The following is a 12,237-nucleotide window of genomic DNA, read 5'->3' on the forward strand; positions in this document are numbered from 1 at the left end:
CGCGCGTTCCCCAGCCGCCGTCACAGCTGCCCCACGTCGATGACCTTGATCACGGCGCGGCCCTCCTCGTCGGAGGCCGTGAGGTCGACCTCGGCGGTGATCCCCCAGTCGTGGTCGCCCTCGGGGTCGGCGAACGTCTGCCGCACCCGCCACAGACCGTCCTCGGGACGCTCCTCGATCCGCAGCAGCTTCGGGCCGCGGGCGTCGGGACCGGTGCCCAGCTCGTCGTACTCCTCCCAGTACGCGTCCATGGCCTCGGCCCAGGCGTCGGCGTCCCAGCCGGCCTCGGAGTCCAGTTCGCCCAGCTCCTCGACCTTGTCCAGGGCGGCCAGCTCCACCCGCCGGAACATCGCGTTGCGCACCAGCACGCGGAAGGCACGGGCGTTGGCCGTGACGGGCTTGACCTGGTCGGCGCGGTCCTGGGCCTCCTCGGCCGTCTCGTCCTCGGGGTTGGCCAGCTGCTCCCACTCGTCCAGCAGACTGGAGTCGACCTGGCGCACCATCTCGCCCAGCCACTCGACGATGTCCTGGAAGTCCTCGGACTTCCGGTCGTCCGGCACGGTGTGCTCCAGCGCCTTGTAGGCGCTGGCCAGGTAGCGCAGCACGATGCCCTCGGTACGGGCCAGTTCGTAGTGGGAGACGAACTCCCCGAAGGTCATGGCCCGTTCGTACATGTCGCGGATCACGGACTTGGGGGAGAGGGGGTGGTCGCCGACCCACGGATGGCTCTTGCGGTAGACGCCGTAGGCGTGGAAGAGCAGTTCCTCCAGCGGCTTGGGGTAGCCGATGTCGGCCAGCCGCTCCATGCGCTCCTCGTACTCGACGCCGTCCGCCTTCATCTGCGCCACGGCCTCGCCCCTGGCCTTGTTCTGCTGGGCGGCCAGGATCTGCCGCGGGTCGTCCAGCGTGGACTCCACCACGGAGACCATGTCCAGCGCGTACGAGGGGGACTCGGGGTCCAGCAGCTCGAACGCGGCGAGCGCGAAGGTCGACAGCGGCTGGTTGAGCGCGAAGTCCTGCTGGAGGTCCACGGTCAGCCGGATGCGGCGCCCCTCGGCATCCGGTACGTCCAGCTGCTCCACGACCCCGCCGTCCAGCAGGGAGCGGTAGATGGCGATCGCCCGCCGGATGTGGCGCAGCTGGCTGCGCCGGTCCTCGTGGTTGTCCTCCAGCAGCTTGCGCATCGCGGCGAAGGCGTCACCGGGCCGGGCGATGACGGACAGCAGCATCGCGTGGGTCACCTTGAAGCGGGAGGTGAGGGGCTCCGGCTCGGAGGCGATCAGCTTCTCGAAGGTCTGCTCGCTCCAGTTGACGAAGCCCTCCGGGGCCTTCTTCCTCACCACCTTGCGGCGCTTCTTCGGGTCGTCGCCCGCCTTGGCGAGGGCCTTCTCGTTCTCGATGACGTGCTCGGGGGCCTGGGCCACGACCAGGCCCGCCGTGTCGAAGCCGGCCCGGCCGGCGCGGCCCGCGATCTGGTGGAACTCCCGTGCCCGCAGCACCCGCACCCGGTTGCCGTCGTACTTGGTCAGCGCGGTGAACAGCACCGTGCGGATGGGCACGTTGACGCCCACCCCGAGGGTGTCGGTGCCGCAGATCACCTTCAGCAGGCCCGCCTGGGCCAGCCTCTCCACCAGCCGCCGGTACTTCGGCAGCATTCCGGCGTGGTGCACCCCGATGCCGTGCCGGACGTAGCGCGAGAGGTTCCGCCCGAACGTGGTGGTGAAACGGAAGTTGCCGATCAGCTTGGCGATCTCGTCCTTCTCGGCGCGCGAGCACATGTTGATGCTCATCAGCGCCTGGGCGCGCTCCACTGCCTGGGCCTGGGTGAAGTGCACGATGTACACCGGCGCCTGGTGGGTTTCGAGCAGTTCGGTCAGCGTCTCGGTCAGACCGGTCGTGCGGTACTCGTAGCTCAGCGGCACCGGCCGGGTGGCGGAGCGCACCACGGCGGTCGGACGCCCGGTGCGCCGCGTCAGGTCCTTCTCGAACCGGCTCACGTCGCCGAGCGTCGCCGACATCAGGACGAACTGCGCCTGGGGCAGCTCCAGCAGCGGGATCTGCCAGGCCCAGCCGCGGTCCGGTTCGGCGTAGAAGTGGAACTCGTCCATCACGACCTGGCCGATGTCGGCGTCCGCGCCGTCGCGCAGCGCGATGGAGGCGAGCACCTCGGCGGTGCAGCAGATGACGGGTGCGTCGGCGTTGACCGAGGCGTCACCGGTGAGCATGCCGACGTTCTCGGTGCCGAAGATCTTGCACAGGTCGAAGAACTTCTCCGACACCAGGGCCTTGATGGGGGCGGTGTAGAAGGTGACCTTGTCCTGGGCGAGCGCGGCGAAGTGGGCCCCGGCCGCGACCAGGCTCTTGCCGGACCCGGTCGGCGTGGACAGGATGACGTTCGCTCCGGAGACCACTTCGATCAGCGCCTCCTCCTGGGCGGGGTAGAGCGTGATGCCCCGCCCCTCGGCCCAGCCGGAGAAGGCTTCGTAGAGAGTGTCGGGATCTGCGGTGCTCGGCATCTGATCGATAAGGGTCACGCCCTCCATACTGCCTGCCGCGGCGTCCCCGGTGGGAACCGGCCGACCGCACGAAGATCATCGGCACTACGCTGTGCCACCGGCACAACGGCGGAGCGAGCGCGATGGGGTGGGGACGCACATGATGGGACCGGCGCATTCACTGTCGGGAGCGGCGGCGTGGCTGGGGGTGGGAGCGGTGGCGGACGCCCTGGACCGGCCGATGCCGTGGCCGGTCCTGGTGGTCGGCGCCCTGATCTGCGCGGGCGCGGCCCTCGCACCCGACCTGGACCACAAGTCGGCGACCATCTCCCGCGCCTTCGGTCCGCTCTCCAGATGGCTGTGCATGGTGATCGAGAAACTCTCGTGCGCGGTCTACAAGGCCACCCGCATGTCCGGCGACCCGCGCCGCGCCGGAGGCCACCGCACCCTCACCCACACCTGGCTGTGGGCGGTGGCGATGGGCGCCGGTTTCGCGGCCTTCGCGATGCTCGGCGGACGCTGGGCGGTGCTGGGCATCCTCTTCGTTCACATGGTGCTGGCCGTCGAGGGCCTGCTGTGGCGGGCGGCGCGGGTCTCCAGCGACGTCCTGGTGTGGATGCTGGGGGCCACCAGCGCCTGGATCCTGGCGGACATCCTGAACAAGCCCGGAAACGGGGCGGACTGGCTGTTCACCGCACCCGGCCAGGAGTACCTGTGGCTGGGGCTGCCGATCGTGCTGGGCGCCCTGGTCCACGACCTCGGCGACGCCATCACCGTCTCCGGCTGCCCGGTCCTGTGGCCGATCCCCGTGGGAAGCAGGCGCTGGTATCCGCTGGGCACGCCCAAGCCCATGCGGTTCAAGGCGGGCAGCTGGGTCGAGGCGCAGGTCCTGATGCCCGGCTTCATGCTGGTCGGCGGGCTGAGCGGACTGTGGGCCGTGGGTTTCCTCGGCTGAGCCCTCCTCGGCCGAGCCGCCCCCGGCCGGACGCCCCGTCCGGTTCGGCTCCGTCCCGGAGCACTCCGGGACGGAGCCGAACCGGGACCGGATCAGCCGTGCCAGGACCGCCACAGCGCGGCGTAGGCGCCGTCGGTGGCGACCAGCTCACCGTGGCTTCCCAGCTCGCTGATCCGGCCGTTCTCCACGACCGCGATCACATCCGCGTCGTGCGCGGTGTGCAGCCGGTGCGCGATCGCCACCACGGTGCGCCCCTCCAGCACCCGCGCCAGCGAGCGCTCCAGATGCCGGGCCGCGCGCGGGTCCAGCAGGGACGTCGCCTCGTCCAGGACCAGGGTGTGCGGGTCGGCCAGCACCAGCCGGGCCAGCGCGATCTGCTGGGCCTGGGCCGGGGTGATCGCCTCCCCGCCCGAGCCGACCTCGCTGTCCAGGCCGTCGGCCAGCTCCCGGGCCCAGCCGTCGGCGTCCACCGCGGCGAGGGCGGCCCACAACTCGGCGTCACCGGCGTCCGCGTTCGCCAGCAGCAGGTTGTCGCGCAGCGAACCGACGAAGACGTGGTGCTCCTGGTTGACCAGCGCCACGTGCTCGCGTACCCGTTCCGCGGGCATCCGGGCCAGCTCGGCACCGCCGAGCGTGACCTCGCCCGCCCGCGGCGAGTAGATCCCCGCCAGCAGCCGGCCCAGCGTGGACTTGCCCGCCCCCGACGGCCCCACCAGCGCGACCCGCGTGCCGGGCGTGACGACCAGCGACACCCCGTGCAGCACGTCGCCGCCCTCGCCGTAACCGAACCGCACCTCCTCGGCCCGCACCTCGCGGCCGTCCGGGAGCAGCGCGCCGTCGCCGGACTCCGGCTCGATCTCCCGTACCCCGACCAGCCGGGCCAGGGACACCTGGGCGGTCTGGAGCTCGTCGTACCAGCGCAGGATCAGGCCGATCGGCTCCACCAGCATCTGCGCCAGCAGCGCGCCCGTCGTCAGCTCGCCGACCGAGATCCAGCCCCGCAGCACGAAGAACCCGCCCAGCATCAGCACCGAGCCGAGGATCAGCACATGGGTGCCGTTGACGACGGGGAAGAGGACGGTGCGCAGCCACAGCGTGTACCGCTCCCAGGCAGTCCACCGGCCGATGCGGTGCTCGGAGAGGGCGACCCGGCGCGGGCCCAGCCGGTGGGCCTCCACCGTCCGCCCGGCGTCCACGGTCTCGGCCAGGGCGGCGGCGACGGCCGCGTAGCCGGCCGCCTCGGAACGGTAGGCGCCGGGCGCCCGCCGGTAGTACCAGCGGCAGCCCACCAGCAGCACCGGCAGGGCGATCACGACGGACAGCGCCAGCGGCGGCGCGGTGGCCGTGAGCGCGCCCAGCAGCAGCGCCGCCCAGACGACGCCGATCGACAACTGGGGCACCGCCTCGCGCATGGCGCCCGCCAACCGGTCGATGTCGGTGGTGATCCTGGAAAGCAGATCCCCCGTACCGGCCCGTTCCAGCACACCCGGCGGCAACCGCACCGAGCGGACCAGGAAGTCCTCGCGGAGATCCGCCAGCATCCGCTCGCCCAGCACCGCCCCGCGCAGCCGCACCTGCCGGACGAAGACCGTCTGGACGGCCAGCGCGGCGGCGAACAGGACAACGGTGCGCTCCAGGTGCGGATCACGGGCCCCCGCCGCGAGGTCCTCCACCACACGCCCCAGCAGATAGGGGCCGACCATGGAGGCCAGCACCGCGACGGCGTTCACCGACACCAGTACGGCGAACGGCCCGCGGTGGCGCCGGACCAGCTCGCCGACGTAGGCGCGCACGGTCCCCGGCGCACCGACCGGCAGGGTCGCGGCCGACTCGGACGCGGCGGGATCGTGGGCGGGCGGTGCGACGCCGATCATGCGTTCTCCTCCATCTGCTCGTGCCGCCGCGGCTCCCGGACCCCGGCCGTACCGGCCGTGGCCCTGCCGGTGCCTGCGGTGCCGTCGGTGCCGTTGTCGTCATCGCCGCCGGCCTCGCGGGCGACCACCGCGCGGTACCCCGGCTCGTCCGCCAGCAGCTCCCGGTGCGTGCCGACGGCGGTCACCTCGCCGCCGGAGACGAACACCACCCGGTCGGCCCGGTCCAGCAGCAGCGGGCTGGAGGAGAACACCACAGTGGTGCGGCCGGCGCGCAGCCGGCGCAGTGCGCCGGCGACACGTGCCTCGGTGTGCGAGTCGACGGCGCTGGTCGGTTCGTCCAGCACCAGCACCTGTGGATCGGCGACCAGCGACCGGGCCAGCGCCAGCCGCTGGCGCTGGCCGCCCGACAGCGACCTGCCGCGCTCGGTGATCCGGGCCCGCATCGGGTCGCCGTCCGGGGCGCCCCCGGCGCGTACCAGTGCGGCGAGCACATCGCCGCACTGGGCCGCCTCCAGCGCCCGCCCGGGTGCGACCGCGCCCGACGACGGTACGTCGAGCAGTTCCCCCAAGGTGCCCGACAGCAGCACCGGGTCCTTGTCCTGGACCAGCACGGCGGTACGGGCCGCTTCCAGCGGCACGTCGTCCAGGGCGACCCCGCCCAGCAGCACCGACGGCCCGTCCGTTCCGGATCCGGTGCCGTGCCCGCCCAGCCGTTCGGCGAGCCGCCCGGCCGCGTCGGGGTCGCCGCACACCACCGCCGTCAGATCCCCGGCCGGTGCGAGCAGCCCGCTCACCGGGTCGTACAGGTCGCCGTGCGGCAGTCGCGCATCACCACCCGCCCGCGCGGCGCCCGCCCGCGTCAGGCGGCGCAGACCCAGGACCCGGGCGGCCCGCTCGGCCGAGGGCCGGGAGAAGGAGTAGGCCATGGCGATCTCCTGGAAGAGCCGCAACGGGAAGAGCAGGAAGGTCACCGCGCCGTACACCGTCACCAGCTCGCCCACGGCGACCCTGCCGTCCAGGGCCAGCCGCGTGCCCAGCCAGACCACCGCGATCAGCAGCAGCCCCGGAAGCACCACCTGCACGGCGTCGATCAGCGACCACATCCGCGCGGTCCGCACCGCCGCCCGCCGCACCTCCTGCGAGGCCCTGCGGTACCGGTCGAGGAACAGCTCCTCGCCCCCGATGCCGCGCAGCACCCGCAGCCCGGCCACGGTGTCGGCGGCCAGCTCGGTGGCCCGCCCCGCCTTCGCGCGCTGCGCGTCCGCCCGGCGGGTCGCCGGCGGCAGCAGCGGCAGTACGGCCGACACCAGCACCAGCACGCCCAGCGTCACCACGACGCCCAGCAGCGGCTCGTACACCACCAGGGCCGTACACACCCCGGCCGTGGTCAGCGAAGCGGCGCCGAAGCGGGAGACGGCCTCGACGAACCAGCCGATCTTCTCGATGTCCCCCGTGGAGACGGCCACCACCTCACCGGCCGCCACCCGCCGGGTCAGGGCGGCCCCCAGCTCGGCGGTCCGCCGGGCCAGCAACTGCTGCACCCGGGCCGCGGCGGTGATCCAGTTGGTGACGGCGGCGCGGTGCAGCATGGTGTCGCCGACGGTGACGGCCAGGCCCAGCGCCACCGTCAGGGCGCCCGCGAGGACCAGCCGGTCCCCGGAACGCTCCGTGGCGGCCTGTACGGCCATGCCCACGGCCAGGGGGAAGGAGGCGACCGCCGCCATGTGGAGCGTCCCCCAGGCCAGCGCCTTCAGCTGGCCGCCCAGCTGTGAGCGCCACAGCCAGAGCATGAGGCGGAACCCGGACCGTACGTCGGGTTCGCCGGGATCGGGATACGGAAGATCGCGAATGCGCATGACGCCCCGGAAACGGTCTCGATGGCGGAGAAGCGGAAACGACCGTGCAAGCCTTCCGTCATATCCGGCGGGAGGGCAAAGGGTTTTCCACCCGGAGGATGGGACGATGTACGGCATGAGCAGGCCCGGTACACGGTTCGGACTCGGTGCCCGGCGCAGGGCGTCGGCGGTCTGCGCCGCCGCGACGGCGCTCCTGCTGCTCGCGGGCTGCGGAGGCGGGGGCGCGGCCGGGGCCGACCCCTCCTCCCGGCCCCGGCAGGAGGCGTCGCAGCCGCCCTCCCCGTCCGGAGCCGGTGCCCGCCGCATCCCCGGCGTCGGTGAGCGCCTCCACGCCGAGATCCCCGAATCGGCCCGGCAGGTCGTCGCCGTCCACGGCGCGGGCAAGGACTCCGAGGACGCCACGGTCGCCCTCTACACCCGGCGCGGCGAGACCTGGACGCGCGAGCGCCGCTGGCCCGCCCACAACGGCAAGCGGGGCTGGACGCCGGACCACCGCGAGGACGACAAGCGCAGCCCGGTCGGCGTCTTCACCCTCTCCGACGCCGGCGGCGTCCTCCCCGACCCCGGGGCGAAGCTGCCGTACACCCGCTCCGCCGCCTTCGCCGCGCCGCGCCACTGGCCCGAGAGGTACCGGCACGACTTCGACTACGTCATCGCCATCGACTACAACCGCGTCAGGGGCACCCCGCCCAACGACCCCACCCGTCCTCTGGGCCGGGAGAAGGGCGGCGGCATCTGGCTGCACATGGACCACGGCAGCGGGACCTCCGGCTGTGTCAGCCTCTCCAGGGCCGCGATGGAGTACCTTCTGCGCACCCTGGATCCGGCACAGCACCCGGTCATCGTGATGGGCGACAGGCAGAGCCTCGCCTCCTGACCGGCATCCTGCCGCCCGCTGCCTGCCGCTCGCCGGCCGGCGTCCTGTCGGCCACCCGCCCGGGCGCGGCGGCGCCCGGGCACGCCGCGTTGGGAGGGCGACCGGCGGGCGGGCGATCGTAGGCTGGTGAGCCGGGGCCGGCCCGCCCGAGGGCCGGCCCCGCCCACCCCGCCGTCCGCCCCCCGCCGAGTGCCGGGCACCGGCCGCCGACCCCCGAAGGAGCGCATTGCACCGCGACGAACCCGACTGGACTCCACCGCAGAGGCGGAAGGGCGAGCCGCAGCCGCCCGCCCAGATCCGCCGCATCCTGCGCCTCTTCCGCCCCTACCGCAGGCGGCTGGCCGTGGTGGGACTGCTGGTCGGAGCCTCCTCGCTGGTGTCGGTCGCCTCGCCGTTCCTGCTGCGCGAGATCCTCGACGTGGCCATCCCCGAGCAGCGCACCGGCCTGCTCTCCCTGCTCGCCCTCGGCATGATCGCCACGGCGGTGCTGACCAGCGTCTTCAACGTCCTCCAGACGCTGATCAGCACCACCGTCGGCCAGCACGTCATGCACGACCTGCGCACCGGGGTCTACGCCAAGCTCCAGCGGATGCCCCTGGCGTTCTTCACCCGCACCCGCACCGGCGAGGTCCAGTCCCGCATCGCCAACGACATCGGCGGGATGCAGGCCACGGTCACCTCCACCGCGACCTCCCTGGTCTCCAACCTCACCAGCGTGGTGGCGACGATCGTGGCCATGCTGGTGCTGGACTGGCGGCTGACGCTGGTCTCCCTGCTGCTGATGCCGCTGTTCGTCTGGATAAGCCGCCGGGTGGGGCGGGAACGCAAGAAGATCGCCACCCGGCGGCAGAAGCAGATGGCGGCGATGTCGGCGATGGTGACCGAGTCGCTGTCGGTCAGCGGCATCCTGCTGGGCCGCACCATGGGCCGCGCCGACTCCCTCACCCGCTCCTTCGCCGAGGAGTCGGAGCGGCTGGCGGATCTGGAGATCCGCTCCAACATGGCCGGACGCTGGCGCATGTCGGTGATCGGCATCATCATGGCGGCCATCCCGGCGCTGCTGTACTGGGCGGCCGGTCTGCTCCTCCACCTCGGCGGTCCGGCCTTCTCCATCGGCACCCTGGTCGCCTTCGTCACCCTCCAGCAGGGCCTGCTGCGCCCGACCGTCTCACTGCTGAGCACAGGCGTGCAGGTGCAGACCTCGCTCGCCCTCTTCCAGCGCATCTTCGAGTACCTGGACCTGCCGGTGGACATCACCGAGCCCGCCCGGCCCGTGAGGCTGGAGCGGGCGCGCGGCGAGGTCCGCTTCGAGAACGTCGGCTTCTCCTACGACCCGGGCTCGGCCACCCCCACGCTCAGCGGCATCGACCTGACCGTCCCGGCGGGCAGCAGCCTCGCCGTCGTCGGCGCCACCGGCTCCGGCAAGAGCACGCTGAGCTACCTGGTGCCCAGGCTGTACGACGTCACCGGCGGCCGGGTCACCATCGACGGGATCGACGTACGGGAACTGGACTTCGACACCCTGGCCCGGACGGTCGGCGTGGTGTCCCAGGAGACGTACCTCTTCCACGCCTCCGTCGCGGACAACCTCCGCTTCGCCCGCCCCGGCGCCACCGACGCCGAGATCGAGGCAGCGGCCCGCGCCGCCCAGATCCACGACCACATCGCCTCGCTGCCCGAGGGCTACGACACCCTCGTCGGCGAGCGCGGGTACCGCTTCTCAGGAGGGGAGAAGCAGCGCCTGGCGCTCGCCCGCACCATCCTGCGCGACCCGCCCGTCCTCATCCTCGACGAGGCCACCAGCGCCCTGGACACCCGCACCGAGCAGGCGGTCCAGCGGGCCGTCGACGCACTGGCCACGGGCCGCACCACGCTGACCATCGCCCACCGCCTGTCGACCATCCGCGGCGCCGACCAGATCGTCGTCCTGGAAGGCGGCCGGATCGCCGAGCGCGGCACCCACGACGAGCTCGTCGCGCGCGACGGGCGCTACGCGGCCCTGCTGCGGCGCGACGCGGTCCTCCCCGAGTCGGCAGGTCCCGAGTCGGCCGGTCCCCAGCAGGCCGGTCCCGAGCAGGCGGGGCCGGTGGGGCCGGCCGGCTCGGGACCGGGAGCCGTCGAGACCGCCCCCGCCTGAGCCGCCGTCAGCACAGCACCAGCAAGTACTCCTCCACCGTCTCCCCGCGCGCCGCCGCGTATCCGGCGTCCTCGCCGCAGCGCACGAAGCCGCACTTCTCCAGGACCCGCAGCGAGCCGTGGTTGTCCTTGGCCGCGCGGGCGTACAGCGGCCGGTGCGGGTGTTCGGCCAGGAGAGCGGCCAGTGCGCGCCCCGCGACGCCCCGGCCCCAGTGCTCGCGGGCGATCCAGTACGTGACCTCGCGCGCGCCCGGATCGTCGTGGGAGGGGTAGACCGTGGCGCTGCCGACGACCTCGCCGCCGAGGAGCACCGTCCGGCTCACGATTCCGGGGTCGCCGAGGAACCGTTCCCAGCGGGCGTCGAAGGCGGCGCGGTCCGAGGGGTCGGCGACGGTGAAGGCCGCCATCCGGTTGGCCTCCGGGTCGAGCTGGATGCGGAAGAGGGAGGGCAGGTCGCCGGGTGCGGTCTCGCGCAGTTCCACGGCCGGGGCGGTCACGGCAGCCTCCCCTCGGCGTGCAGCTCGTCGAAGACCAATTGGTCCACCGGCGGCACCAGGTCGCGGTCGGCGTAGGTCAGCCGGCGGATCTCCTCGATCTCGCCGGCGGCGGCGAGCGTGCCGCGGTAGTCGCCGGTGTAGCAGGCCATCCGCACCACCACCTCCGGGGTGTCCGCGTCCACCGGAGCCTCGTACGTGCCCATATGGACGGCCGTGCCCGGCACGATCGCCACGGTCAGCTCCTCCTCGACCTCCCGCAGCAGGGTCTGCTCGTCGCTTTCCCCGGCGTGGCGCTTGCCGCCCGGGATGTAGAAGAGGTCCTTGCCGCGGGTACGGGCGCCCAGGACCGTGCCGTCGCGCAGATGCACCCACGCCACCGTGTCGATGAGCCTGCGCGCGGGGCCGGGCGCACCGGGTATGGAGTCGGCCGCGCCCGTCACAGCGTGGTCCCCCCGCCCGAGAGGTGCAGTCCCGAGGCGCGCGGGGAGAACACGCCGAACTCGTTGCCCTCCGGATCGGCCAGGACGTCCCATCCGCTGTCCTCGGTCTGCCGCCGCACCATGGTGGCGCCCAGGGCGAGGAGTTCGCCGGTGTCGCCCCACACGTCGAAGCGCACCCGGTTCCGGCCGGCCTTGGGGCCGGGTACCGGGTTGAACCAGATCACCGGACCGGCGTCCTGCGGATGGTGGATGGCCACCGCCCACTCCGGCGGCGGGGGAGGATGGCCCAGCGGCCTGCGGCGTTCGTACCCCAGCGCGGCGCACCACCAGTCGGCGAGCGCCTGGTGGTCGGCGGCGTCCACGACCAGGTCCTTGATGCGTGCTGGCATACCGACGAGCGTAGCCCGCGGCGGTGCCGGGCCGGGGGACCATGGAGTCATGAGCGCTGAACGGATCCTCGTCTTCACCCGGACCACCGGCTACCGGCACGACTCCATCCCGCAAGGGATCGAGGCCTTCCGCGATCTCGGCGGCGGCCTGGGCCTGACCGTCGAGGCCACCGAGGACCCCGGTGTCCTCGCCACCGCCCTGGACGGCTGCCGCGCCGTGGTCTTCCTCTCCACCAGCGGCGAGGTGCTGACCCCCGAAAGCCGCGAGGCGCTGCGGGAGTACGCCGCCGCGGGCGGCGCCTTCGTCGGCGTGCACGCCGCGGCCACCACCGAGTACGACTGGCCCTGGTACGGCGACCTGCTCGGCGCCCGCTTCGAGCGGCACCCCGAACTCCAGCCGGGGGTGGCGGTCGTGGAGGACCGCGACCACCCCGCGACCGCGCACCTGGACGCCGCCTGGCCGTTCACCGACGAGTGGTACGACTTCCGGGCCAGTCCGCGTGGCCGGGTCCGGGTGCTGCTCTCCGCCGACGAGTCCACCTACGAGGGCGGCGGGATGGGGGAGGACCATCCGCTGGCGTGGTGTCACGAGAACACCGGGGGCCGCTCCTTCTACACCGCCCTGGGCCACAGCCCCGAGGCCTACGCCGACCCCGCCTTCCGGCGCCATCTGCTCGGCGGCCTGGCATGGGCGGCCCGGCTCGTGCCGTGATCCCGG

10 protein-coding genes are annotated in these 12,237 nt (G+C 73.1%); 4 read left to right on the plus strand and 6 right to left on the minus strand.

Translation table 11 applies throughout. The features are described 5' to 3' along the window. Nucleotides 1-20: 20 nt before the first annotated feature. Nucleotides 21-2,534, minus strand: coding sequence for a DEAD/DEAH box helicase (locus BMY40_RS25675; protein WP_093663199.1), 2,514 nt, complete (start codon nt 2,532-2,534; stop codon nt 21-23). Nucleotides 2,535-2,655: 121 nt separating this feature from the next. Between BMY40_RS25675 and BMY40_RS25680 the strand changes: the two genes are divergently transcribed. Further along, nucleotides 2,656-3,450, plus strand: a complete 795-nt coding sequence (locus BMY40_RS25680; protein ID WP_093663174.1) for a metal-dependent hydrolase — start codon at nt 2,656-2,658, stop codon at nt 3,448-3,450. A 92-nt stretch (nt 3,451-3,542) separates the two neighbouring features. Here BMY40_RS25680 and BMY40_RS25685 read toward each other — a convergent pair whose 3' ends face one another. Both BMY40_RS25685 and BMY40_RS25690 read right to left on the minus strand, forming a co-directional pair. Further along, nucleotides 3,543-5,324 (minus strand): ABC transporter ATP-binding protein, encoded by a 1,782-nt coding sequence (locus BMY40_RS25685; RefSeq protein ID WP_093663175.1) that lies wholly within the window; start codon nt 5,322-5,324, stop codon nt 3,543-3,545. Continuing rightward, complete coding sequence (locus BMY40_RS25690) at nt 5,321-7,180, minus strand: ABC transporter transmembrane domain-containing protein (RefSeq protein WP_093663176.1); 1,860 nt, start codon at nt 7,178-7,180, stop codon at nt 5,321-5,323. The genes BMY40_RS25685 and BMY40_RS25690 overlap by 4 nt, the downstream gene beginning before the upstream one ends. A 115-nt stretch (nt 7,181-7,295) precedes the next feature. Here BMY40_RS25690 and BMY40_RS25695 point away from each other — a divergent pair, with 115 nt between their 5' ends. Continuing rightward, nucleotides 7,296-8,057: a L,D-transpeptidase family protein gene (locus BMY40_RS25695; protein WP_093663200.1), complete on the plus strand. Its 762-nt coding sequence runs from the start codon at nt 7,296-7,298 to the stop codon at nt 8,055-8,057. A 226-nt stretch (nt 8,058-8,283) separates the two neighbouring features. Then, nucleotides 8,284-10,194 carry an ABC transporter ATP-binding protein gene (locus tag BMY40_RS25700; RefSeq protein WP_093663177.1) on the plus strand — a complete coding sequence of 637 codons (1,911 nt, stop codon included), beginning with the start codon at nt 8,284-8,286 and terminating at the stop codon, nt 10,192-10,194. Nucleotides 10,195-10,201: 7 nt separating this feature from the next. On the opposite strand, the gene BMY40_RS25705 is transcribed toward BMY40_RS25700, so the two are convergent. Genes BMY40_RS25705 through BMY40_RS25715 form a run of 3 tightly spaced genes read right to left on the minus strand, consistent with a single transcriptional unit; the run spans nt 10,202 to nt 11,519 of the window. After that, on the minus strand, nt 10,202-10,690 hold the full coding sequence (locus BMY40_RS25705) for a GNAT family N-acetyltransferase (protein WP_218158321.1): 489 nt from the start codon (nt 10,688-10,690) through the stop codon (nt 10,202-10,204). Next, nucleotides 10,687-11,130 carry an NUDIX hydrolase gene (locus BMY40_RS25710; RefSeq protein WP_245770329.1) on the minus strand — a complete coding sequence of 148 codons (444 nt, stop codon included), beginning with the start codon at nt 11,128-11,130 and terminating at the stop codon, nt 10,687-10,689. Before BMY40_RS25710 ends, BMY40_RS25705 begins: the two co-directional genes overlap by 4 nt. Beyond that, the gene (locus BMY40_RS25715) at nt 11,127-11,519 is read right to left on the minus strand and encodes a VOC family protein (RefSeq protein ID WP_093663178.1); all 393 of its coding nucleotides are present in this window, start codon (nt 11,517-11,519) and stop codon (nt 11,127-11,129) included. Before BMY40_RS25715 ends, BMY40_RS25710 begins: the two co-directional genes overlap by 4 nt. 49 nt (nt 11,520-11,568) lie before the next feature. Here BMY40_RS25715 and BMY40_RS25720 point away from each other — a divergent pair, with 49 nt between their 5' ends. Next, entirely contained in the window at nt 11,569-12,231 is a 663-nt protein-coding gene (locus BMY40_RS25720; protein WP_093663179.1) for a ThuA domain-containing protein, read from the plus strand. Nucleotides 12,232-12,237: the final 6 nt, after the last annotated feature.

Source organism: Streptomyces radiopugnans (assembly GCF_900110735.1).
Taxonomy (GTDB): domain Bacteria; phylum Actinomycetota; class Actinomycetes; order Streptomycetales; family Streptomycetaceae; genus Streptomyces; species Streptomyces radiopugnans.

Excerpts from the sequence above, each read along its gene's own strand:
- BMY40_RS25680 (WP_093663174.1), top strand. The coding sequence starts at position 2,656 with ATGATGGGACCGGCGCATTCACTGTCGGGAGCGGCGGCGTGGCTGGGG.
- BMY40_RS25685 (WP_093663175.1), bottom strand. The coding sequence starts at position 5,324 with ATGATCGGCGTCGCACCGCCCGCCCACGATCCCGCCGCGTCCGAGTCG.
- BMY40_RS25690 (WP_093663176.1), bottom strand. The coding sequence starts at position 7,180 with ATGCGCATTCGCGATCTTCCGTATCCCGATCCCGGCGAACCCGACGTA.
- BMY40_RS25695 (WP_093663200.1), top strand. The coding sequence starts at position 7,296 with ATGAGCAGGCCCGGTACACGGTTCGGACTCGGTGCCCGGCGCAGGGCG.
- BMY40_RS25715 (WP_093663178.1), bottom strand. The coding sequence starts at position 11,519 with ATGCCAGCACGCATCAAGGACCTGGTCGTGGACGCCGCCGACCACCAG.
- BMY40_RS25720 (WP_093663179.1), top strand. The coding sequence starts at position 11,569 with ATGAGCGCTGAACGGATCCTCGTCTTCACCCGGACCACCGGCTACCGG.